This window comes from Chryseobacterium sp. YR221 (genome assembly GCF_900176315.1).
In the GTDB taxonomy this organism is placed as follows: domain Bacteria; phylum Bacteroidota; class Bacteroidia; order Flavobacteriales; family Weeksellaceae; genus Chryseobacterium; species Chryseobacterium rhizosphaerae.
Map to the genome: position 1 here is coordinate 790,990 of NZ_FWXM01000001.1, position 24,375 is coordinate 815,364.

Annotated in this window: 17 protein-coding genes and 1 tRNA gene; 7 read left to right on the forward strand and 11 right to left on the reverse strand. The window is 35.8% G+C overall.

All coding sequences use genetic code 11. The features are described 5' to 3' along the window. Positions 1-114 precede the first annotated feature (114 nt). Both B8967_RS03630 and B8967_RS03635 read left to right on the forward strand, forming a co-directional pair. The gene (locus tag B8967_RS03630; RefSeq protein ID WP_047496041.1) at positions 115-450 is read left to right on the forward strand and encodes a YegP family protein; all 336 of its coding nucleotides are present in this window, start codon (positions 115-117) and stop codon (positions 448-450) included. An 80-nt stretch (positions 451-530) separates the two neighbouring features. Then, entirely contained in the window at positions 531-977 is a 447-nt protein-coding gene (locus tag B8967_RS03635) for a phosphohydrolase (protein ID WP_047496311.1), read from the forward strand. On the opposite strand, the gene B8967_RS03640 is transcribed toward B8967_RS03635, so the two are convergent. Next, positions 974-1,690 carry a DUF2490 domain-containing protein gene (locus B8967_RS03640; RefSeq protein WP_047496044.1) on the reverse strand — a complete coding sequence of 239 codons (717 nt, stop codon included), beginning with the start codon at positions 1,688-1,690 and terminating at the stop codon, positions 974-976. The two genes, B8967_RS03635 and B8967_RS03640, sit on opposite strands and share 4 nt — an antisense overlap. Positions 1,691-1,762: 72 nt before the next feature. Next, entirely contained in the window at positions 1,763-3,574 is a 1,812-nt protein-coding gene (locus B8967_RS03645; RefSeq protein ID WP_084084463.1) for a TonB-dependent receptor plug domain-containing protein, read from the reverse strand. Positions 3,575-4,223: 649 nt separating this feature from the next. Between B8967_RS03645 and uvrA the strand changes: the two genes are divergently transcribed. Then, the gene (gene uvrA, locus B8967_RS03650; protein ID WP_084084940.1) at positions 4,224-7,016 is read left to right on the forward strand and encodes an excinuclease ABC subunit UvrA; all 2,793 of its coding nucleotides are present in this window, start codon (positions 4,224-4,226) and stop codon (positions 7,014-7,016) included. 433 nt (positions 7,017-7,449) lie between these two features. Continuing rightward, positions 7,450-7,521 (forward strand) — tRNA-Arg (locus B8967_RS03655). A 175-nt stretch (positions 7,522-7,696) separates the two neighbouring features. Here B8967_RS03655 and B8967_RS03660 read toward each other — a convergent pair. Further along, positions 7,697-8,686, reverse strand: a complete 990-nt coding sequence (locus B8967_RS03660) for a hypothetical protein (RefSeq protein ID WP_084084465.1) — start codon at positions 8,684-8,686, stop codon at positions 7,697-7,699. A 374-nt stretch (positions 8,687-9,060) separates the two neighbouring features. Here B8967_RS03660 and B8967_RS22380 point away from each other — a divergent pair, with 374 nt between their 5' ends. Next, positions 9,061-9,201, forward strand: coding sequence for a bacteriocin-like protein (locus B8967_RS22380; protein ID WP_156126137.1), 141 nt, complete (start codon positions 9,061-9,063; stop codon positions 9,199-9,201). Between the two features lie 540 nt (positions 9,202-9,741). Here the strand turns inward: B8967_RS22380 and B8967_RS03665 are convergent. The 7 genes from B8967_RS03665 to B8967_RS03695 all read right to left on the reverse strand — a co-directional run bounded on the left by B8967_RS03665 (position 9,742) and on the right by B8967_RS03695 (position 21,630). Beyond that, positions 9,742-10,083, reverse strand: coding sequence for a hypothetical protein (locus B8967_RS03665; RefSeq protein ID WP_084084467.1), 342 nt, complete (start codon positions 10,081-10,083; stop codon positions 9,742-9,744). A 505-nt stretch (positions 10,084-10,588) separates the two neighbouring features. Continuing rightward, positions 10,589-10,993 (reverse strand): hypothetical protein, encoded by a 405-nt coding sequence (locus B8967_RS03670; protein ID WP_143330454.1) that lies wholly within the window; start codon positions 10,991-10,993, stop codon positions 10,589-10,591. Positions 10,994-11,006: 13 nt separating this feature from the next. Then, positions 11,007-12,083, reverse strand: coding sequence for an RHS repeat-associated core domain-containing protein (locus B8967_RS03675; RefSeq protein WP_084084471.1), 1,077 nt, complete (start codon positions 12,081-12,083; stop codon positions 11,007-11,009). A 512-nt stretch (positions 12,084-12,595) separates the two neighbouring features. Beyond that, complete coding sequence (locus B8967_RS03680; RefSeq protein WP_084084473.1) at positions 12,596-12,847, reverse strand: hypothetical protein; 252 nt, start codon at positions 12,845-12,847, stop codon at positions 12,596-12,598. A 3-nt stretch (positions 12,848-12,850) separates the two neighbouring features. Next, on the reverse strand, positions 12,851-17,080 hold the full coding sequence (locus tag B8967_RS03685) for a DUF6443 domain-containing protein (protein ID WP_084084475.1): 4,230 nt from the start codon (positions 17,078-17,080) through the stop codon (positions 12,851-12,853). Between the two features lie 22 nt (positions 17,081-17,102). Continuing rightward, entirely contained in the window at positions 17,103-19,964 is a 2,862-nt protein-coding gene (locus B8967_RS03690; RefSeq protein ID WP_143330455.1) for an RHS repeat domain-containing protein, read from the reverse strand. A gap of 25 nt (positions 19,965-19,989) precedes the next feature. Then, positions 19,990-21,630, reverse strand: coding sequence for a T9SS type A sorting domain-containing protein (locus B8967_RS03695; RefSeq protein WP_084084479.1), 1,641 nt, complete (start codon positions 21,628-21,630; stop codon positions 19,990-19,992). Between the two features lie 364 nt (positions 21,631-21,994). Here B8967_RS03695 and B8967_RS03700 point away from each other — a divergent pair, with 364 nt between their 5' ends. Both B8967_RS03700 and B8967_RS03705 read left to right on the forward strand, forming a co-directional pair. Beyond that, positions 21,995-23,116, forward strand: coding sequence for a lactonase family protein (locus B8967_RS03700; protein ID WP_084084481.1), 1,122 nt, complete (start codon positions 21,995-21,997; stop codon positions 23,114-23,116). A gap of 154 nt (positions 23,117-23,270) precedes the next feature. Next, on the forward strand, positions 23,271-23,516 hold the full coding sequence (locus tag B8967_RS03705; RefSeq protein WP_084084483.1) for a hypothetical protein: 246 nt from the start codon (positions 23,271-23,273) through the stop codon (positions 23,514-23,516). Between the two features lie 22 nt (positions 23,517-23,538). On the opposite strand, the gene B8967_RS03710 is transcribed toward B8967_RS03705, so the two are convergent. After that, positions 23,539-24,372, reverse strand: coding sequence for an AraC family transcriptional regulator (locus B8967_RS03710; protein ID WP_047496062.1), 834 nt, complete (start codon positions 24,370-24,372; stop codon positions 23,539-23,541). Positions 24,373-24,375 lie beyond the last annotated feature (3 nt).

Below are 24,375 nucleotides of genomic sequence, written 5' to 3' on the forward strand. Positions count from 1 at the left end.
CGTTTTTTATGTTTATATACAAATTATAAAATATCAATAGAATCTTAAAAAGTTTTGGAATTCAATATTTTTTCCTAATTTTATTTATAAACTAATACCTTAAAATAAATACTTATGGGAAAATTCGTTATTTCAAAAAGAACAAACGGTGAATTTCAATTTAACCTTAAAGCAGGAAACGGACAGGTAATCTTAACAAGCCAGGGATACAGCTCAAAATCTGCCTGTGAAAACGGAGTAGAATCTGTGAGAACCAATTCTCAGGATGATACAAAGTATGAAAGAAATAAGGCTAAAGATGACAGATGTTATTTTAATCTTAAAGCTGGAAACGGGCAGATCATAGGATCAAGTCAGATGTACGAATCTGAAAACGGCATGGAAAACGGAATAGAATCCGTAAAAAACAATGCTCCACATGCCTCTTTGGATGATGAAACAAATTTGTAAAAAACATCTGAAATATTCTCAACAAAATGTCTTATCTTTTTAAGGCATTTTTTATTTTTGTATTCTATTTTTTCAGAAAAATGACAAAAGAAGATTTATTACATAAAGCTATTAAAATAGCAAGCAAAGCACACAAAGGGCAAACTGATAAGTACCATGCTCCCTATATTGCTCATGTGATGCGTGTCATGGAATATGGCAAAACACTGGATGAAAAAATAGTGGGTGTACTGCATGACGTTGTAGAAGATCATCCACTGGAGTTCAGCCTGGATTATTTAAGAACCGAAGGTTTCCCGGAATATATCATTTTCGCGATCAGCTGTCTTACCAAGTTTGATCCGGAAGAAGATTACGACGAATTTGTAAAAAGAACCGAAAGATCACCACTGGCTGTTGCAGTAAAATTAAATGACCTTCGGGACAATATGGACCTTAGAAGAGTAAACAGGGAACTTAGCCCTAAAGATATCAAAAGGTTTAATAAATACCTGAAAGCCTATCATTATCTGATAGACAAGTATTAATCGGCACCCGGGAAATCGTAAGTCTTCACGTGATGATCCGTACCGTCAATATTGATATTCAGGGCAAGGTAGATGAAGTGTAAGTTTTTATTTCCTTTAGCTTCAAATTCACGCTGCCAAAGATACCCGGTTAGAACTCCAAAGTATTCATCGATCTGATAGCCGAAACCGCCATATACCCTATTTCTGGCGAAAGTAGGCTTCATAGGTGATACAAGGAAAATTTCGTCATAGGCATTGGCAAAAACAGTTCCTTTCTTTATTGTTTTAGCATTTAAAGGGACACTGACATTCAAACGGTAGCGGTAACGCATCCTTTGAGAGGTTTTATCGATCTGTGGTTCATAAAACCAGCTTTTTTCTACACGAAAACGGTTTTCAAATTTTACGATACCTTTTTTTAAGTCGATTACATCCTGAAGCCATACCCTGAATTCTTCTTTGCTTAAGCTATGGTCTTTATAATTGACATATCTTCCAAGTCCTACAAAAGGTTTATGATTCTTGGTAAGGTTATACCCTAGCCCACCTTTTATTTCGTAATAATCGGGGTAAGTATAATCTTCGTTACCACGAAGCTGCCCTTCTGCATATATGAAAAATTTGGGATGAAACTTGTAGGTTAAAGTCACAGCATTGAAGCTGGAAAGATGCTCCTGGGCTTTATATAATGTAATACTTAAAAGTAGACTTAGACTTAAAAAAAGTTTCATAAAAAAATTTTTGCAAATGTATATTTTTTAACAATTTGTTAATATTAACTTTAATTCATATTAGATTAACAGCTACTTAATATTAATAGTGTAAGAAAACCCAATATGGAACCATCTTTGAGGCATTTCCACTCCAAAAGCTTCTGTATATTTTGTATTGGTGATATTATTGACCAGAACATAGACGGAAAAGTCTTTTTGAGTAAAGTTTAATTTGGCATCCAACAAGTTATATGTTCCCAGACTCACTCTTTCATTATATCTGTAAACCAGTTCATTGGTGAAATTTTTAAGGAATTTTGTCTCTAATCTGGCTACCACCTGATGTTTCAGATTATCAAGAATATATCTTGAAACAAACTCATTATTCTCTTTGTATTTACTATCCAGGAAAGTATATCCTACAGAATATCTCAACCAATCATTTACTTTGTGATTCACTTCAGCTTCTATTCCTTTTATTTTAATTTCACCAACATTTTGGGCATACCAAACCTTATCGTTGAAATTATTTTTCACCCAGTCTATAGAATTATCGGAATTCCTCATAAATCCACTGATTTTTGCAAGAATCCTGCTGTTTTGAAACTGATATCCAACTTCTGATGAAATGGCATTCTCAGGCTGCAAATTGACATTACCATGTTCGGTTGGGCTTACGTAATAAAGCTCAGTAAATGTCGGAATACGGTGTACTTTTGCAATATTTCCGTAGATTTTATTATTCGCATTGAAATTATAGCCTACGTCAAGTCCCGGATAGAAAAAATTGCCTTCTTTGGAGTAATTGGCCCATGAAATCCCCGGACTGATATTCAGCTTTTTATCGAGTAATGAAAAATGATGTTCAAAGAAAACCTGGGACACAAAACGGTTGGGGTTACCCAAATTACTGCTTACCAAAAATTCCTTCCTCAGTTCCACGCCAACTCCGGTTGTTCCCAACCCCCACTGATAACTGGAATTCACTTCTCCCCCTACATTATTTCCAATATGCATATTCCTGTAAAAAGACGGATTCTGCCTGTTATAAAGGTACATATCCTGCCCTCTTCTCCAATATACATTAGAATTAAGCTTCAGCTTTCCAAAAGTTTGCTGATGGGCCAAACTTACAATGGATGCCTGGGTTTCCTCATACTGTTCTGTAGCACTTTTAGAAGCATAAAATCCATTGGCTCCGAATTTCTTCTCAGAAAAACCTGCCTGAAGTTTAAGATCTCCGTTTTTAATCCCCATCCGGCCCTGGTAAAATACATTCCTGATTTCATAATCAGTATTGTACATATATCCTTGGGAAGAAGCTGAATTAGCCTGAAGCGCGCTTGAAAACCTTTCATTTCCCAACTGCGCATTGAAACCGAGGCCATATGTTTCATAATCTCCACCATCAGCACTGATTTTCACCCGCTTTCCGGGATTTACTTTAGTGATAATATTGATCACCCCCGCATAAGCATTCTGACCAAATCGTCTGGCAGCGGGACCTTTGATAACTTCTATTTTTTCTACATCTGCTAAATCTACCGGAATATTCATGTTGTTGTGCCCGGTTTGGGAATCATTCATTCTGATCCCATTCAGCAATAATAAGACCTGTTCAAAAGAACTACCCCGAAAGCCGATATCACTCTGCACCCCGTTGGCTCCTCTCCTCCTGATATCCATACCTGAAACCTGCTGAAGAATTTCATCAATACTTCTGGCCGGAGAATGGGCAATATCTTCTTTTGTGATGACACTGATATTCTGATTGGCACTTTTATAAGGTGTAGAGATAAATTTCCCCTGAAATTCAATGCTTTCAATATCTGTCGTCTTTTCCTGTGCCTGTACCCAAAGCAGTGATCCCAGAAAAAAAGCACTTCCTATCTTTTTGATCATAACGTATCCGTAGTTTTCTTTTATAACAGATTCCAAAAGTAAGGGAGTTCATCAATACAGACAAATGATACTTGTCATAAAAAAAGATGCAGCATGGGGTGCTGCATCTTTTGTTTGAGGGAGTAATTTTTTCTATCTTTTTCTCATTAAATGTGTAACCAGATCTCTGAATAATTTCCTCATCTCTATATTACATATTTATGAATACAATTTTAAATAATTTTTAAACATAAAACAATAGTTGTATAAAAAAACATAACTAAAATCATAAAATTCCTTAAAATACAATGAAAAATAAATATCTGAAAAGAATAACTCCACTCAAAAAAGTTCTATTTTCCTTTTTATCAGCGCATTATTTGGTTTTCAGATGTCTTTTTTCACTTATTCTGCTATTTATTTTGAAAACAAGACAAGCATCGAATTTTCACTAAAAATTCGTAATTTTGTGGGTCTTAATTTTTCAGGAGAAGACATTCTTTTCAACTGTATTTTCTAACAGCATTTCATCCACAATGCGGTTTTATATCAGGAGAATTTAGGAATGAATTTAAAAGTTCAATTGATGACGGTTCCGGAATATTTCGGGGCAAAACACCATTACTGGCAGATTAAATACTGTACAGTTACTTTTATGAATAAACAGAATATGGCTAGTACAACAGAAATAGATATAAAAAAACAGATTTTCGTTAAGAATGCACATCTTAACAATCTGAAACATATAGATGTTCTGATTCCTAAAAACAAACTGATCGTGATTACAGGAGTTTCGGGAAGCGGTAAATCATCTTTGGCTTTTGATACGATTTATGCAGAGGGACAGAGAAGGTATGTAGAAAGTTTAAGTTCTTATGCACGACAGTTTTTAGGGAAACTGGAAAAACCTAAAATTGATGATATTAAAGGGCTGGCCCCTTCTATTGCCATCCAGCAGAAAGTAATTTCTTCCAATCCACGGTCTACAGTAGGAACCTCTACTGAGATCTATGATTATATGAAGCTTCTGTTTGCCAGAATCGGAAAAACTTTTTCTCCGGTTTCCGGAGAGGAAGTGAAAAAGGATTCGGTTTCTGATGTGGTCGATTTTATTAAAGCATCAAAAAAAGACACTCCTTTTTTATTAACTGCACCTTTGGAATATGATGCTGATAATTTTAAGGAAACACTGAATATTTTAAAGCTGGCAGGGTTCACAAGACTTGAAATAAATGGAAATGTAGCAGGAATAGAAGATTTGGAGAGTTTCGGGTTTGTCCCTGAAAAAGGAATGATCATCAATCTTGTGATTGACCGTTTTTCTTATGAGGAAGATGAAAGTTTCTTACAACGGCTTGCAGACTCTATCCAGATGGCTTTTTATGAAGGCCGCGGATATTGTGCACTGAAAAATCCGGACACGGGAGCGGTAAAAGAATTCTCCAATAAGTTTGAACTGGATGGGATAGAATTTCTGGAACCCAATGTTCATTTTTTCAGCTTCAATAATCCTTATGGGGCATGTCCGGCTTGTGAAGGCTATGGAAAAGTCATTGGAATTGATGACGATCTTGTGGTACCCAATAAAACCTTATCTATCTATGAAGATGCCGTAGTATGCTGGAGAGGAGAAACCATGAGCGAATGGAAAAAAGATTTTATCAAAAAGGCAGGCGACTTCCCTATTCATAAACCTTATCATCAGTTAACAAAGGAACAGAAAAACTTCCTTTGGAAAGGTGACGGAAGTAATAATTTCCCTTCTATTAATAATTTCTTCAAGATGCTTGAGGAAAACCTGTATAAAATCCAGTACCGTGTGATGCTTTCCCGCTACAGAGGAAAAACATTATGCCATACCTGCGAGGGCTTAAGGCTTCGTGAGGAAACCAGCTGGGTAAAAGTAGACGGGCACAACATCCAATCGATGATTGAGCTTCCTTTGGATGAGCTGGCTCCTTTAATTAATGGATTACAGCTGTCTGAGCATGACCAGGAAGTAGCGAAAAGACTGTTATATGAAATCACCACCCGCCTGGAATTTTTATTAAAGGTTGGTTTAGGATATTTAACGTTAAACAGAACCTCCAATACACTTTCCGGTGGTGAAAGTCAGAGAATTAATCTGGCAACAAGCTTAGGAAGTTCTTTAGTAGGATCTATCTATATTCTGGATGAACCTTCTATCGGTCTTCATTCAAAGGATACGGAAAACCTGATCGAAGTCTTGAAAAACCTTCGTGACTTAGGAAATACGGTTATTGTGGTAGAGCATGATGAAGATGTAATGAGAACCGCCGATTATATTATAGATATTGGTCCGGAAGCGGGTTATCTTGGTGGAGAACTGGTATTTGCCGGTAATTACAAAGACCTGAAAGATGCAGATACGCTTACTTCAAAATACCTTACCGGAAGGCTGAAAATTGAAGTTCCGACAAAACGCAGAAAAGGTAAAGAATGGATTCATATCAAGGGAGCCCGTCAGAATAACCTTAAAAATATTGATGTAGATATTCCTTTGGAAAGCCTGGTGGTAATCTCCGGAGTTTCAGGAAGCGGAAAGTCTACGTTAATGAAAGAAATCCTCACCAATGATATCCAGATCCAATTAGGAATGGGGGGTAAAAAAGGCGATTATGATTCTGTGGAATTCCCTAAAAAACTGATTAAAAATATTGAACTAATCGATCAGAACCCGATCGGAAAGTCTTCCCGTTCCAACCCTGTAACCTATCTGAAAGCATACGATGACATCCGTGATCTGTTTGCCAAGCAGAAAATATCTAAAATGATGGGTTACAAACCTAAACACTTCTCGTTCAACGTAGATGGCGGAAGATGCGACGAATGTAAAGGTGAAGGGGTGATCAATGTTTCTATGCAGTTTATGGCTGATATAGAACTGGAATGTGAAGTTTGCAAAGGAACACGTTTCAAAAATGAGATCCTTGAAGTAAGGTTTGATGAAAAGAATATTTCCGATATCCTTCATATGACCGTAGATGAGTCACTGGAATTCTTTAAAGATAATAATGAAGAAAAGATTGTTACCAAGCTAAGACCTTTACAGGAGGTTGGGCTGGGCTATCTGCAGCTGGGACAGAGCTCTTCTACCCTTTCCGGTGGTGAAGCACAGCGTGTAAAACTGGCATCATTCCTTGTTAAAGGCGTTACAACAGATAAAACACTGTTTATTTTTGATGAGCCTTCTACTGGGCTTCATTTCCATGATATTCAGAAACTGTTGAAATCCCTGCAGGCACTGATTGATCTTGGCCATTCTGTGATCGTTATTGAGCACCAGCCGGATATTATCAAATGTGCAGACCATATTATCGATATCGGCCCTGAAGCCGGAAAACATGGTGGTGAAGTAGTATTCGCCGGAACCCCGGAAGATCTGGCAAAAAACAAGAAGTCTTATACCGCAAAATATATCAAGGAAAAACTTGAAAACTAACTATAAAACAGAGAGCCAGTGAGCTCTCTGTTTTTTTATCTCTCTTATTCTATGAACCGGAAAATTCGTAAAACCATACTTATCCACAAAAAATTGTGAATAACTTGTGAATTTTAACATTAAGTTCATATTTCGTATTATAATTATTTGTACATTTACTATGTAATAATAATCGAAGTGGAAACTTTATTTGCTTTTCTTACTACTATTGAAATTGCAATTAAATTTGAAATAAAAATTTAAGCACAGCATTGTCGGCTGTGCTTTTTATTGTTGTCTAATTAAAAAAATGAGATGTATTATCTACTGAATCCGCTCCTAAAGAGCGGGTTCTTTTATTTTTTAATGGATCAATCAATATGCATCTCCTCCATTCTATCATCCTCAACTTATCAAAAGAGGTTTAAATAATATGTATCTTTATGATTCAAAGGGCCTCATAGTTCAATGGATAGAATAGAAGTTTCCTAAACTTTAGATCCAGGTTCGATTCCTGGTGGGGCTACTTTTTAAATAATGTAGGCATTATAGTAGTTCTCCTACAGCAAGAAAAAAACACTGCAGTTGCAATGGTTTTTATTTTTATCAACGCAAAGCCAGGAGACTTAGCATAGCTAGGGCTTATTCTTGTTACAGACTATATCAAAAAAATATATGATACTAGAAAGATTCAAGAGTGTTTATCTTTTTGGTATAAATTTTTTTAATTTGTCGTCAATGTAATATGATGCTTCTCCTTCCCCTTCGCGAACCAGGAAATAAAATTTTAAGTTTTTCCTATCTTCTACATTATACCCTTCCCCCAGATCCTTATCCGTACTGTAGTTAATTTCCTCAATTTTAAATATTTTCTGTGGTCTGATTAACCAATTCATTGTTAACAAATCTAACACTCCATACAATTCATCATTTGATTCGATGGAATACCCATAGTATTTCCTTTTTATAGAATGCTCAGAATCAATAAAAGCGAAATAGCCCTCTGTCTGACTTCTACTATTACTGATTATATCATTTATGAGTTTTTTTTCTCCACCCATATCTATGAACCCCTGTTCTCCTTCCGTAGTTTTGTACTTGAACCAAATCTTATCATTTCCTACATAAACTAGGTCTAAATGTGAATAATCAAAATCTAGATTTTTTAAAGTTTCACCACTTGGTTTTATAACAGCATATCTATTTTCTTTAATAGCGATAGCAAAATCCTCATTCTTGTATTTGAATAATTGTGGACAGTAAGTATAAGTGCCTGAAAAAGAAAAAATAGCATTATTAACAACATAAAACCCTTTTGAATACTCTTTTCTTATAGGATTTTTTGTTGACGAATTTTCAAAAATCTCCCAGTTTTGCAAAGACACCTCCATCTCCTTTGTGTTGTTATTTATTTCAAAATAGGCAATATTATTATAGTTCCCTCTTAAATTTGGTTTGGCAAAATCTAATTGGTAATAGTTAGGCAAAACAACTATTTTATTGTTTTTTGAGTTTAAATACCCCATCCCTTTTTCAGTTTCATAAGGAACTAAATTTTTAAAGTCTGTTGTCTTAATGTTGACAAAATCCTTTTTAATAATGTTTTTAATACTGTCTTCATATTTTTCCTGGGAAAAAGTAGAACTACAGATTAAAATAAAAAATGGTAATAGGGATAATTTTCTGGTCATAGTTTTTTTTATATAAGGTTCTCATGCTTATAGACGTTTACAAGTAATGAAAACAAGTATTTTCGGCGCACAAAAGTACAATTAAAATGACAACTCCAATAAAAATTGTAAGTGTATGTACCTTGTGCTGGACGACTATTTTGATCCCTGTGGAGATATTTTCAAAAAAAGGTTAAAACCCCAAAAACGCAGAGGCAGTCATAGTCGACTTGCAGCTTCGTTTGTTGTTAATCCAAAAGCAGTAATTGGGAGTCTTGTTTATCAGACAGCAATGAAAAATAATATGTAATTTTTGAAAGTTAAAATTTATTAATTTTAACTAGTATGTAATAATTATTTTTGAAATTTGTTCCACAACATAAAATATTTTTAATATGAAAAATTTAAAAAAACTTGAAAAAGCAGCATTAAAAACAATTGTCGGAGGTGCAGATTGTACCAGGCTATGTTTTGTCAATGATAAATTAACATGCGTTCCCTATAACTCATGTGGTGGTCCTGGACTCGAGCCATAAAAAATTAAAAAAGGGGTTGAATAAATTCCTGTCAAGTTTACAAACTAAAACATGTGCAAATTTTCATGAATTTGCGCATGTTTTTATTTAAATAACTAATAATCATTAATATCTCTGAGATCAAGAGAGCCTGCGATGGCTTTAGTAAAACTTATTCCGGCTGAACTACGTTCGCAGTCTTCATAAAAGCTTCTCTTTTACTCATCTGTCAAGGTGGTCTTTATACTGGTAAATATAACTAATTGGTAATAAAAAAATGCCACACGAAAGGATTCGTGCGGCAGCATAGGTTTTTTACTCTATTATACCACTGTTTAGATATTGACCATTTTAAAATGTAAAAACCTCACTTTTTGTGAGGTTTTGTTATAGCAGCTCAAAGTTATAAACTTTGCGCAGCTAGACTGCCTATCAATTATTGTTATTGGTATGCCTACAAAGAACAAGAATTATCAAAGTACCAGTATATTATTTAAATCATTTCTCCAATTGAGCATCTCTGTTAATCTATGCTTCAATAATAAAGTTTGAAATCTTTTACTAAATTCCAGTGCCATCATTAATATCATTTTCTAAATACCCAATGACCCTATTCCAATCTTGGCTTAAATAAAACATTGTAAAATAGTTATTATTTGAAATATCTGCGACTTTTAAAAATTTTTCAGAATAATTTTCTAATCCATTAAGAAGGTGTTGTATTTGCTCTGTCCGTTTGTGATTTTCCTGACGGATGGCTATACCTTTCCTTATATTATAGATGTTAATTAAATGATCTCTTTCAAACGTACCATTACTTAATCTAATTTCATATTCAATGAAATCATCTTTAAGATTGATAGTTTTTTTTATTATATTAAAAATATCTTCTATTGTTTTCATACTCTACGGTTTTATATGTTGTACACCAGCTCTTATCACTGGACCAAAAATCAACTATTCTCTTTCTTGCATCGAATTCCCTGTTGGTGATACATTTGGAATGGCATTAACACCTACTTTAAATCTTTTAGATAATACAACACCAGATGATGTTCCATAATTTGTTGCAAAATCTCGTGCTACATTTGGATCTGATGTCCATGATGTCCAAATCGAGGTTTTGTTATATCAGCTCAAAGTTATAAACTTTGCGCAGCTAGGGCTCCTGCGCTGTTTCTTCCGTAAGAAACCCTTACATTTCCTAACTGGCCTATGTATATTGGTAAATATAAATATTTCATAACGCCCAATAATAAACTTAAAAACATTTCTGGATTAAAGTTCTCTTTAGAATGCAAATCAATCATTTTAAAATGTAAAAACCTCACAAAAAGTGAGGTTTTGGTATATCAGCTCAAAGTTATAAACTTTGCGTAACTAGAATGTTTATCAGTAGGGGTATATACTAATTACTTTGAAATATTATTTCATCATGCTTTAGATTTAGATTGTAATCAAAAATTCTGTCTTGGCTTCCCCATGCATTTTTGCCAATTAAGAGGCCTCCTGCAATAATGTAATATTTTCTACCCATTGATTCTAATTCAAAAATTTTCATATCATATTTCAATAAATCTTCATCAATTTCCATAAGCAACTTATCTTTTGATATTTCTTTAATAGTAATCTCGCAAAGAGAAGTTGGAATATTCATGTAATTTACTGCCCAAAATTCGAAATCAATATTATAAGAATTATCTTCTGAATAATTATCTTCATCAGAATATTTCATTTCACTGCGCAATAGCAATGAAGAGTGGCTTGCAATATAGCCCCACATTTTAAATTTTCTATTTGAATAAAATATCATAAACTTTATATTTTTAAAAACTAGGTGAATAACTGTCCAATATTTGATAACTACCATCAGTAGCTTTTCTGTAGAAAACCGTCTTCTTTAATAAGGAAGGATTATTTATAATAGTATGCATTTCCCAATTTGTATAGTTTTTGTATGAAAGGGGAGCTGTTGGATCAAATCTAGAAAAATTTACTTTACCAAATCCTGTTGTATTAAAATGTATTTTATCATAACTATTCATAGCATCTAATATTTTACTTTGATTAAATCCTGTAGAAAAATCTCTATAAGTATGAAATGAATTTTTTTTTGCAAAGGTGAACAAATCATCACCTAAACCTAATGCAAGATTCTTTTCCGCTTGGATTTCAGCAGTAGCTATTCCTGGTTTTTTCAAGGCAACAGCTCCAAGAATTCCTGCCATCATTGCAAGATATCTATTTTGTGGCTTCCAATTGCTCATTATTTGTCCTGCAACATCAAATAAACCTATAGGATCTCCGGCTCCGCCAATCATATCAATGCCTCGATCACTACTTACCCACCTCATACTTTCTCGATAAGCTTCATTCTCTATTCTGCCTTTCAATAAATCGGCTGCCATACTAAAGCCATCCATCATGGCCTTTACATTAGGAAAATAATTACCCTCCTTATTCCACGTAGAAGCCGTTCCCTTTCCTTTAAGAGAGATATTAGGAATGGCGATAACTCCATAAACCATATTAGTATATCCCTTATAATTGATTGGATTTCCGTCATAATCCATCTGTCCTCCCCAATTATTGGTAAAGCCATTTCCTGTGTTTGTCCAGGTAGTTCCAGGAGGAGCATCCAATAATTCATCTATAAATGCTTGTGATACCATTCCGTTGGGATCAAACAAATTGATCGGGTTATTCATCACATAAGCATAAGGAGAATGAGAATAATAACTTTCTGCTAACTGGTCTATACCATTCCATTTGGCAATATCCGGCATATATTCTCTCCAGCCGTAGCTGTACATTCCGGTTTCCTGTAATTCTTTACCGTTGTATTTATTGCTTTTATAGCTACCCTGGGCAAAATAGGAGTTCCCGGTTTTTAAATGATTCATCCCGAATGGGTAGTAATCATTGGCATCTGTAATCTCAAGAGCTCCTGTGCTGTTTCTTCCGTAAGAAACCCTTACATTTCCAAACTGGTCTATGTACTAGTAAATATAAATATTTCATAACACCCAATAATAAACTTAAAAACATTTCTGGATTAAAGTTCTCTTTAGAATGCAAATCAATCATTTTAAAATGTAAAAACCTCACTTTTTGTGAGGTTTTGTTATATCAGCTCAAAGTTATAAACTTTGCGCAGCTAGTAGCTTTTCACACTACTCTTCTTTATTATTTAGGATTCTATTAATGGAATATTATCATAATTATCTACATTAAGATTCAAAATATATTCTATTATTTCAGCAACTTCAGTCTCTGGGCATTTTTTCCCTTCATTACACATATTATGTACCAAAATCCCTTTCTCAGAAACATAATAGGTTACCTTCTACTTCAAATTTGTGAACTTTTAAAAAGAAAGAAGCCGTCTCATTTCATTGAGTCGACTTCTTTTTATTTAATGTTGATTTTTTAGTTTATCAAAAATATTATCCCGAAGTTTTTCTACTGACTCTTTACGATCAGACCAAGCTTTAGAATTTAATACATAATTATCAGCTTCAGAAATTTTTAATTTAAATTTTAAAACTAATAACATTGTTGATTGCATCATAGATAAATCATCTTCTAATTTCATTTTTAATATTAAATCTTCAATATTAGTGATCGTGTAATCTTTATATTTTTCCAATAACTCTGTATTATTCATATTTTATAATTTAAAAAGTTGATCGAGTATATGACCAGGATTCTTTGCTGAACTGTTAGCTGCTCTCTCAAATTGAAGTCTTAAATGTGTAAATCCATTTTCCCTTGCATAGTTTTGGAGTACTTTAAGACTTTGAATCATTTGTCTATTTCCAAATTGATTAGCCATTTCGTTTCCAACAGCACCTCTAGGGTAAAAAACCATTTCTGTTATTTCTAATGTACTTCCCTTAGCATTATGATATCCTAAAAAATCTATTATTTCCCCACTAGCATATTTAAATTCTCCACCAATCATATTACCTTCTACTCTAGAAAGTAACTGAGGAAGTCCACAATCATTATGCACTAAAATTCCTTTCTCAGAAACATAATAATTATGATTGCCCTCAACTTCAAAGTTATAAACTTTTACTTTCTCATCCAAAAATGTAATAGATTCTACAGGAGAAATTTTTCCATCTAAAGTAGTAAGAGGCATTCCTTCGGTAAGGTCTTTAGCTTCTATCCAGCTTCCACTTACATAAAATGGATGTTCTGGTGTACAGCTAATTTCTGTATCATTTACAGAAATTCTCACCAATAAAGAAGAAGTATTACGAGATAAGGCTATCACTCTTTTTAATTCTTTTTTGCCTGTTTCTTCATTGTAACTCCAGACAAGGTCCCCTTCTTTAATGTCTTCAATCTTTATATTTCCGTTTTCTGCTACCACCAGTGTACCCTCTGTAAAACAGATCTTTATCAAACCATTGGTAAGTCTTCCAAGAGGACCACAGATAATTTTACTTAGTCCGGCAGCCCTCCAACCAGCAGATAAAAGTTCACCTCCCACAAAAGAACCAGGTAATTCCAAAAACAGAAACCTTTCAGCAGCTGATACCGACTGTCCTACTTTGGTGTTCTCTATGGCATCATAAAGCAATGAATTATTTTGATCAAATGTAAATTCTCCTAAAACTCCGGTAAACTTGCTATACATTAACAAGCTGTTCTCTCCAATATTTTTATGATTACTCCATCCTGACATACCTCCCTTGGCCTTAATAATAACTTCAGGAACTTCGAAGCTAGGTCCATCATTTGGATTCTTCTTACCAACTCCATTAACCATATTGCTATATCCATTGTAATTGGTTGGGTTTCCGTCATAATCCATCTGTCCTCCCCAATTATTGGTAAAGCCATTTCCTGTGTTTGTCCACGTAGTTCCGTGAGGAGCGTCCAATAGTTCATCTATAAATGCTTGGGATACCATTCCGTTGGGATCAAACAAATTGATCGGATTATTCATCACATAAGCATAAGGAGAATGAGAATAATAACTTTCTGCTAGCTGATCTATCCCATTCCATCTGGCAATATCCGGCATATATTCTCTCCAGCCGTAGCTGTACATTCCGGTTTCCTGTAATTCTTTACCGTTGTATTTATTGCTTTTATAGCTACCCTGGGCAAAATAGGAGTTCCCGGTTTTTAAATGATTCATCCCGAATGGGTAGTAATCATTGGCATCTGTAATCTCAAGAGCTCCTGTGCTGTTTCTTCCGTAAGAAACCCTTACATTTCCAAGCTGGTCTATGTATTGGTAAATATACTGATCTTTTGCATAATCATAAAATCCTTCTGCGGTGGCAAAAAACTGTAGATCGGGAGTTTTGGGAGTAAGTTTTCTTACTACATCTGGGGAAAAAGCCTCCGGTTCCATTGCCCTGCCGGATAAAGAAAGCATCTCTAATCCTGTACCACCCCCTGTATCAACATTTTCAGTGGTCAAATACTGAAAGCCATCCAGGTAATCTGTAGTATTTTTTGTAGTAATGGAACCTACAACTCCTGTTATACTGGTACTGCTCTCTTTTCTCAATTTTGTTCCATCTGCCCTGTATAAAGTCTTTACTGCAACAAGCTCATTACTGTTTTTGGTCATGAGCATTTCAGCAGGAAGATCAAGGAAATTATATTTAACAGACTGTATTCCTTTATCCAGCATGGTAATCATATTTCCATTCGCATCATAAGTGATAGGACCTCCTCCCCCTTCATAGCCGGCAAAATTTTGAGAATCATCGGTAATCTTTATTGCCTGATTCCCCGTATAGGTATAGCTTAGATTATCTATCATCGTAGCGGTATTGCTTCCGGATGCTATTACTGAAGTCCTGTACAGGCTATTGATATTCCCGTTCAGATCATAGTCCAAAGATTCCGTATTCTCTTTGCTGTAAGGATTATTGGGGTTTTGGTAATATCCTGCCTGAATCCTGTTCATACTGTCATATGAATATCCATATCTTTTTGGAGTTAAAGGTGGATTTACCCCTACTGTTTCTACAGCTCTCCAGTCGATCTCCGCAATGCTGCCGTCGTATTTCGGAGTCACATTCTTTCCTGAGAACTGAACCTGATCGGGATTATCAATTCCTTCTTTTTGGCCGTATTTGATTCTGTAAGTAAATAACTTCCCACCAAGATCAGCTAGCCCCATCTGGTTTTTGTTAATGTCTGTCAGCCAGCCCCGGATATTATAGGTATAATCAATACTCTGCAGATTGTTTCCTACTTTCTTGTTGATCAGTTGAGAAAGCTCATTATAGGTATTTTCTGTCAGAAGCTCCTCCGGTTTATTATTTACCTGATGATAATGCTGTTTAGGTCTTTTCTGTGCATCATAGATGAACCGTTCTTTAATGGTGACCCCAGGTTCATTTGCTTTACGGGCATGATAGGTAAAGGTTTTTTGCGGTGTTCCGGAAAAATCCAGTTGTACTTCGGTCTGTGTAGACCCTCCTAAATGATTGTTACCAAAGGTTCCAATTACCCTTCCTACGGTGTCATACCAGACAAATGAAGACGACCAGCTGTCATTCTCTACATTCTTAGTATAGCTTGCAGTAGGAAGTGTTTTTGTGCTTCTCACTGAGCTTAATCCATTAGAAACAATAGTTGTTGGAACCGATGCTAAGGTGGTTTGGTTTTGTATTAGTGCCGGTTGGTCTGGTGATCCTACAGGATATTCATCATAATAATTAACACCCAAAATGGTCATGCTTTCTGTTGGGAAAGCTGTTTTTGTATAGTAAATATCCATCCCGTTAAGGGTAAATGGAGTGGTACTTTGAGTTTCGTTATTATTGGCATTAGCAGACATATTATTCAATGCAGCCTGCATTGCAGCTCTTTCCGCTGTATTAGCAAAGAACCCGGTATAAACCGTTCTTCCGAATTTGTCATACTTAGTAAACAGCCAGCCTCTTTTGGTGAAATTATTGCCTGTCGTTCTCAGATTAGCATCCTGAGAAAGCACAACGCGCCCCTGCTGATCGTATACCATGTATTCCCAGCCTTTCCCTGGAAGCTTTGTCTCTACAACTCTGTTGTATTTATCATATTTATACTGGTAACAGAGCTGGTCCTGTAAAGCCAAAGTTAATACTGAGACTGAAGCTTTTGGAGGAATCACCAGCGAAAGGTTACCAAACTCATCATATACATAATAGGTATCCAGGTTTTCTGTCGTTCCATTGGCTTTTTTATTAATCTTTCGCGATAACAGGGTTTGTTTTCCTGAATTAATAAATAGCTGGGTCTCGTTATCATTCTCATCCTTAGTAACCGTTTTATACAATGTATTGGCATTATAATATCCGTTGGTGGTATACGGGTCATTGGGAGCTATAATGATAGAGACATCATTGATTTGAGCCGATGCATTCCAGCTGGTTACCGCTTTAAATCTTTTAACCTCACCTGTATTGTTGGATAGATACTCTAACTTCTGGGTATGGGTTCCGTTCATCTGCCACTCAGCTCCGGGAGCAGCTGCTTTTACCACTCGGGATAAGGGAGACTGTTCATACTGAATTTCTGAATAGGCATTGGAAACCCCATAATAGGCATTTATTGAACTTTCTCCTATGCCCGGAATGTAGGCTCCATTTTGACTGTCTACTGGCTGAGGCATAAAATCTTTCGTCCTCCTTCCTGACTGGTCATACATAGTAGGAACAGCTAAATCTTTGCCATTGGGAGATGCTTTAATAGCAATGCTTTGGGTAGTCCTTCCCAATCCGTCAAAATACTGGACCCCTTGGATCTGTGCAGCACCAGGCTGTTCTGAAGTAACAGGCTCTAAATAGGTCCTGCTGTATATATAATTTTCTGTAGTTGTTAAACTTTGCGCATGAAACAAAGCCACAACAAGAAAAGATATGATTGATATTATTTTTTTCATAGCTGATTAATTGTATAAATTATTATAACTGCGGCTTTGTATTGTACTTGTAATCTTTAATAATATTACCGTTAACATCCACTACTGAGATTAATCTTCCGTTCTTATCATATTTGTAGATTTCTCTTAATCCAGTGGCGGGTGTTACCGTTGTAATACCAATCATAGGATCATAGGTATAGGTAGTAATGATGAAATTCTTTACACCAGGGTTACTTCTGAAACCGTCTAACGCATTCATGAGAGTGACTTCCGAAGAAGCATCTACATCTGCATTGGACTTTAAAACAATATCGTCGGCCAGAGTTCCGATATCAGAAAGTTTTGCCCCTTCAATTTTGGCAATAGGAAAACTTTGATTATACCCCCAAATGATAACCGACGGATTTCCTCCTGCAACATCAGGATTGGAGGTCATTTGCTTTATATTTCCTTTGGAATCGTATTCGTCATACCTAACCACTGTTTTAGTACTATTGTCATTCGGATTGACAGCGATCACGGAAGATGGATATACTCCAATGGAGCCATTGTATTTCACTTCTGTTCTTGAAATGACCTTACCATTATTTTTTATTTCGGTAATTACAGGAACTCCTGTCATATTAGCATTCTCAAGATTTTGATACCCTGCTAATCCTATAGGATAGCTTATGTATTTTTCTGAAATACTACCATCCGACGATGTTTCCTTTACAGATGCCACTCTAAAGTTCGAGGTATTAAATTCAGTTTCTACTTTGTTTTCTACATATCGGTTATTATCCTGATAATTCTTAGTTGTGATTTTTGAACTTTTCAGATAAGCCTTTTTAGTAAAACCTCCATCCACAGCTATATCCGGGAAATCATTTAACGTTTCAAAACTAAAATCATAAAGAGAGGCTGAAACCGGCTTATTCTGGGCATTGTATGCTTCGTTCTTTTCCTGCACCCCCGCTTTGGTTATATTATAATAGGGCCAGAAACTTACATTGCTCCCATTATGGGTATATGGAAATTTAGGATAATCATTGGGTGTTTTGAAATAATAGTTGACATATCCATTGTTTCCACTATTTGTCACTTTTACATTTTTATACAATACAAAAGGAGCACTTACAGTCGAAGAACTTTCTCTTTCGGGATAAAAAATGCTTCCACTTACACTGTTCGGATCACTGAATACATTATAATTATAATCAGTTGATTTCTGTAAGGTAGGATTGAATTCAGAATTGTAATATTTAACATTCTTTATACGGATTCCCAACTGTGGATTATTGTTACTGGCATTTCTAAAAGGAGCCGGAATATTTTTTATTTCCTGAATCGTCATCTCTCCATGTCCTCCGGTACCTGACATTGTAATCGTATAAGTACCCGGGTATAGGTCGAAGTTTTTTAATGACCTTGCATTTCCTTCTAGTTCAGGATCATTATAGTTATAGCAGGTATAAGTAGATCCAGATCCTCCAATACTATAATCAATAAAAGAATCATCAGCAAAAACAGGTTTATACTTCGTAGCTTCAAAAGTTATATAGATCTTTTTTAATACTCCCGGATCTCCTGTCACCTGAAAAGTATAAGTATTGGTTTGCTTGGTATTAACAGCTATGCCTTTAAATGTACTCATATATTGCACACTGGGATCGCCAAAAGAGCCTGGTGTTGCATAACCTGGAAGATTTTTATTGGTATAATATTCATTCGCGTCATAGTTATATTCTACCATTCCCCCTGTCGGCATTACAATCTTATTAAGAGTTTTTACAGCGTATCGAGCTAAATTTACTCCCTCTGTAGCATTACAGGGGTCTCCGGGACCATAACTGTTTTCAGGTGAGAAATAGGGCAGCTGGCTATAAAGCAACTTAGTGGTTTCCAGTGGTGGCCCTGTCAGGTTTTCTAAATTTATTTTATGAATACGCGTGAGAGTCCTCTTGTTTGCTGCTTCGATAGATCCAAAAATACTGTACCCCATCATCATGTATTCAAAACCATATTGCCCTATTATATTTCCAATACTATTTTTAAGAGAAACTTTCGTAATACTATACGGGTCATTCATTGTGTTTTCCAACGTCTGATCATAATTATAATCAAAAACAATAGACCCCAATCCCGGAGATGTAATATTCTTTACCTTACATATCTGATATAAAATATTAGTACTTCCCGGAACCATTTTATTCTCCTTTTGGTATTCAAAGCTAAGTAGTGCTACATTGGCAGCATTTTTAACCTGAGTAAGATAAAAAGCTGATTTATATAAAGTCCCACTCGTAGTGGTATTTCTATAACTTCTACTCTGACTGTAATCATTGAATAAATACTTAAAACCATTACCATCAGTTATAGTAAAGGAGTTGATAATTAAAGTAGCATTATTGCTATTTCTGGTATACTCAATCTTAATATTATTAGGAGTTAGATTAAGTACTTTAAAAGTATTATTATCTGTATTTCTTTCTATTTTGAATTTACCTGATATTCCCTGAAGATTGTAATAATAAACGTCATTAAATGTATTCTTTTGATAGTACTGCCAACTGGCGTCATCGTATATTTCATCTAATCCATCAACGATTTCTCTTGAGATCACTCCTCCGGAAAACATCGTCCATCCCATACCAACTTCACTACCTGCCTGGGTTTCATTCATATTAGCCGGATGATACTGAAGCAATAAATTCGCAGAAATGCTCTTATCATTGGTTAGCAGTGCTAGTAAAGGATAATTAATATCCGGTATTCCTGTTGCCAACGATATGGGTGATTCAGTATAAGTAGGTAATGAAGATACTGAGGGAACAGGTCGTGGCAGATCTCCAAAATTAATATCTCCCTGTTGAGCATTTACCATAATGGACATCATAAAATTTATGATTATCCCTTTCATTAAAATAGATTTCCTTATCATTCTGTTATTTTTTAATCAATTTGGCATTCGCCGTTTTATTCGTATCCGTTTTGATGGTCACCAGGTAAGCGCCTTGTACAAGAGCCTGTGTACTCAACTTGGTAACATTGTTTTTAGTTTTTATATTCTGAAGCTGTCTTCCGCTCATATCATACAACATAATATCAGCTTCTTTGAAATTAAAGCCGATTTCCACATAAGCATAATCTGAAACAGGGTTTGGATAGATCTTGATGTCATGTTTTTCTATTAACTGATCCACCTGTTTATCTCCCAGCTTTACAATCTTCCAGTTTTCTTTTCCTAATTCCTCAGCACTGGTTCCTGCCAGAATAACAGAGCCGTCTCTGTTAAGTCTCAAATCCGAAAGTCTCTCCTCTCTTTTTCTCGAGTCTCCACTCACATGTTTTCTCCACTGTTCATTACCGTTGCCATCCAGATACAACATCCAGAAAGTCTCATCATCCTTCTCTATTCTTCCTTCCGCCTGGGTATACCCTCCCAACAATATTCCTTTCGTGGCATCCTGGTTCCTGGATCTTGACTCTTGGCTCTGTATCACATTCATCCCCATTAAAATATCCCTGTTTTTGAAATTGTAAGATTTCTGCCATTGTTCATCCCCTCTTTCATTCAGTGAGATCAGCCAAAGGTCTGTGCCTTCTTCAATTCCTACTGATTTGTTTCCGGATCTCTCGGATCTGGATTCTCCACCGATGATAAAACCGTTTGAAGTTAAAGCCAGGGTTCTGATATGATCATCGCCTTTCCCGCCAAAGTTCTTTTCCCATTCTACTTTTCCGTTTTTATCCAGCTTTACGATCCAGTAGTCACCTTCACCGAAATTGCTGCTGGCTTTTGGCATTTGGCTAATGGCTATTGAGGCAGCGGGTCTTTCAGTCGAAGGTTTAGTCTCAGGATTTCCAACTCCGGAACCCAGAACCTCGGAACTCCTTGAATAGATTCCTAACAATGCTCCGCCGTCTTTCGTGGGTATCATTTTTTCTACTTCGTCCAAGCCTCTGCCTCCCAGAATAAGCTGAGAAAGCTCTTTTCCGTCTTTATCCAGTCTGGTGATCCAGACATCTTTTGATCCGTAACCTTTGGATGAGTTTTGAATATTTCCGGCCACAAAAAAGCCTAAGTCTGTGGTTTGAATCACTGCTTTGGCTTCTTCATCTGAGGAAGTTCCCAAGGTTTTCTGCCACAGTTCATCCCCAAATTCATTCAGCCTGATCAGCCAGATATCCGATCCCCCTTTGGAGTCATCTTTTTTATCCAGCCCTTTTCCGGAATAAGAGGTTCCTGAAACCAGAAATCCTCCATCCTGAGTGGTCACAGTTCCTGATAAATAGTCGTGGTTTTGTCCGGCAAAATATTTCTCCCAAACCTGCTCGCCCTGCTGGTTGAGTTTGATCAAATGAAAATCGTAACCGTTGTTTTGTTTCTGGCTATTGGCAGCTAGTGACTGGCTTTTAGCCTGAATGCTGCTTCCTGTGATAAGATATTGCTGATCAATGGTTGTAATCACCTGATTGAGAAAATCCTGAGTGGAAGATTTGATGTCTTTCTGCCAGATGACTTCCTGGGCAGAAAGGCTCAGGATGGTGCATAAGGTAAATGCACCCATGTAGAGTTTTTTCATGGATTGTGTAATTATCATTATTTTAATTCGACTGTAAAAATATTCTTTTTATGCCACTGCAAAAAGATTTATTTTATTGTATTGATTAGGAATTTTATTACAATTTGATATTTTTATTTTTCCACTGTTAATTTCTGTAGCCAAACAAAGATATTGCAGTAAAGCGACAGAACCTGTCGTATATTATGCCTCAAACAATAAAGAGCGGAATCATCGAAAATGTTTAACTAAAAAACGCTGAGAAAAAATAATGCTGAATTGATACTTATTTTATGAAGAAAATGACAATCCAATTGGAGTAAATGCGTAGTTTTGTAACCTATTGGCGGTACTGCCTCAAACTATCTAAAAACTATTTATACCCTTGAAGAAGACCCTAAGCTCAGTCTTTATAATTTTAGCCTTTATAAAATTATATTCACAAAATACGTACGTATTTTTCGGTTCGTTTAACCGTGATAAAACCACTGAGGGGATTTATGTATATGAACTGGATACCATCAAGGGGAAATTATCAAAACTAACCTCAGTTAAAGGTATTTTAAATCCATCTTTTCTCACCTTATCTCCTAATGGAAAATATGTTTTTGCCTGTACAGAAAGCAAAACAAAAAATGCCGGCAGTGTAAGCAGTTTTGCGTTTAATCCTATGGATAAAAAGTTGACTTTCATCAACAGTCAGAAAAGCGGCGGGGAAAACCCGGTTTATGTAACGGCTCATCAAAATGGGAAATGGTTAATTAACGGAAATTACACAGAAGGAAGTGTTTCTGTTTATCCTGTTCTGGAAAATGGCAGTATACAGCCGGCTGTTCAGAATTTCCAATTTTTGGAAGGCAGTATCAATCCCGGAAGACAGGAACGCTCTCACATCCACTCCACTGTTTTCTCACCCAATTTTGATTATATTTTTCTTCCTGATCTGGGAGCAGACAAAATCAGAAGTTATCATTTTGAAAATGAAAAACATGAACCTTTATCACCTGCAGAACCTCCTTTTACACAAGCTGTTTTAGGAAGCGGCCCAAGACATCTCACATTCCATCCGAACGGGAAATATGCCTATTGTATTGAGGAAATGGGTGGCGCTGTAAGTGTATATGGATATGATAAAGGAAGATTAGCCCCCATTCAGAGAATAGATACCCATTCTGAAAAATTTAAAGAGGATTTTGAAAGTTCTGATGTTCATATTTCTCCTGACGGGCTTTTTTTATATGCTTCCAATCGCGGCGTTGAAAATAACATCGCCATATTTTCAATTCAAAATGATGGGAAACTGAAAACCGTAGGCTATCAGCCTACCAAAGGGAAACATCCCAGAGTATTTGCCATTGATGAAACCGGAAAATTCGTAATTGTAACCAATGCCCAAAGCGGAGATGCTTTTGTATTCAGAAGAAACGCTGAGACGGGACTGTTGAAAAAAGTAGGAAAAAGAGTAAAAATAAAGGCAGTCTCTTCAGTCCAGATCAGGAGATATTAACTCATCTGATCATTCGACAGACTATTTACCTTTGATTGAACATATTGATTTTTTTCTTTTCCCTATTTTATTAAAAAATATTATTTAAATTATAAATTCAGGCTGAGATTTCCGAACTTTGCCCGGTATTTAAAATGCACAGAAACGACACTACATGGAACATGATCTAGAAATACCAGTAACCTATAAAGGCAGAGAACTTCTTTTCACCGGACGCCTTGCCACTTTCACTTATGGTTATAAGCTTTATGTCAATATCAATGGTACTGACGTAGTCTTTGAACGGGATGATGAGGGTAATCTAAGGGCTATTGTTCCTGATAATTCTTCAAATCCAATCCCAGAAAAGGGACTCATCGAATCTGTTATTGATGTTTTTAAAGAGCTACAGGTTTTATAATCTCGCTATTCTTCCTGCAAAATCAGTGAGTCATTTCTGTCTTATAGGCTTTAAGGCTTAAACCTTTATGTCTTTTGAAAAATTTATTGATATGGCTTTCATCGGTGAATCCAAATTCATCAGCAATTTCATGAACTCTTTTATCGCTGAAAGATAACCGGTGCTCTATTAATCTGATTTTATAAGAAGATATATAATGCTGTATAGATTCATCACAATGTTTTCGGAAATAGCTTCCGAGATAGGTTCCTGACAACCCAAATTTTTCAGCAATTGCCTCCACCTTCAACAACTTAGGGTTTCTGATGTGCTCCTGGATGTAATCCAATATCTGCAATATGCGGTTATCTGTATGGGATGATATATTCCGGGGCCTCATAACGGCTATGTTTCTGGCGGCAATTACAATAATGGCATTCACCAGATGACGGGTAAGATCTTCATTATAAACAGACTGGTATTCTGTAGTTTTTTTCAGATTCTGAATCAGCAAGCCAACCATCTGTTGATCATCCTTATTCACCAGCACTGAGCCAGACAAATGAGATGCATAATATAAAAGACATTCGATATGGTCTATACTTTTCCATTGGTATTCTCTGATGTATTTTTCATCAAATCGGACGACCATAAACTCACAGATTCCTTCCAGATTAAATTCATGGCAATCATTAGGGGTGATCAAAAATAAGTCTCCCGCAGAATAGGCAATTTTATTGCCATTCACTACATGATCTCCAATCCCGGAAATAACATATACCAACTCAAAAAAGTTGAACTGCCTGTCACGCAAAGGACATTGATCGATTTTTTCATAAAATATTTCCAGAGACTGATAGATATTTTCTTTTGCCATGCT

Bases quoted from the DNA above. Each gene is read 5' to 3' on its own strand.
- B8967_RS22380 (WP_156126137.1), top strand. From the start codon at position 9,061: ATGAAAAATTTAAAAAAACTTGAAAAAGCAGCATTAAAAACAATTGTC.
- B8967_RS03685 (WP_084084475.1), bottom strand. From the start codon at position 17,080: ATGAAAAAAATAATATCAATCATATCTTTTCTTGTTGTGGCTTTGTTT.
- B8967_RS03675 (WP_084084471.1), bottom strand. From the start codon at position 12,083: ATGAATCATTTAAAAACCGGGAACTCCTATTTTGCCCAGGGTAGCTAT.
- B8967_RS03670 (WP_143330454.1), bottom strand. From the start codon at position 10,993: ATGATATTTTATTCAAATAGAAAATTTAAAATGTGGGGCTATATTGCA.
- B8967_RS03640 (WP_047496044.1), bottom strand. From the start codon at position 1,690: ATGAAACTTTTTTTAAGTCTAAGTCTACTTTTAAGTATTACATTATAT.
- B8967_RS03680 (WP_084084473.1), bottom strand. From the start codon at position 12,847: ATGAATAATACAGAGTTATTGGAAAAATATAAAGATTACACGATCACT.
- B8967_RS03705 (WP_084084483.1), top strand. From the start codon at position 23,271: ATGGAACATGATCTAGAAATACCAGTAACCTATAAAGGCAGAGAACTT.
- B8967_RS03690 (WP_143330455.1), bottom strand. From the start codon at position 19,964: ATGAAAGGGATAATCATAAATTTTATGATGTCCATTATGGTAAATGCT.
- uvrA (WP_084084940.1), top strand. From the start codon at position 4,224: ATGGCTAGTACAACAGAAATAGATATAAAAAAACAGATTTTCGTTAAG.
- B8967_RS03645 (WP_084084463.1), bottom strand. From the start codon at position 3,574: ATGATCAAAAAGATAGGAAGTGCTTTTTTTCTGGGATCACTGCTTTGG.
- B8967_RS03665 (WP_084084467.1), bottom strand. From the start codon at position 10,083: ATGAAAACAATAGAAGATATTTTTAATATAATAAAAAAAACTATCAAT.
- B8967_RS03710 (WP_047496062.1), bottom strand. From the start codon at position 24,372: ATGGCAAAAGAAAATATCTATCAGTCTCTGGAAATATTTTATGAAAAA.
- B8967_RS03630 (WP_047496041.1), top strand. From the start codon at position 115: ATGGGAAAATTCGTTATTTCAAAAAGAACAAACGGTGAATTTCAATTT.
- B8967_RS03660 (WP_084084465.1), bottom strand. From the start codon at position 8,686: ATGACCAGAAAATTATCCCTATTACCATTTTTTATTTTAATCTGTAGT.
- B8967_RS03635 (WP_047496311.1), top strand. From the start codon at position 531: ATGACAAAAGAAGATTTATTACATAAAGCTATTAAAATAGCAAGCAAA.
- B8967_RS03695 (WP_084084479.1), bottom strand. From the start codon at position 21,630: ATGAAAAAACTCTACATGGGTGCATTTACCTTATGCACCATCCTGAGC.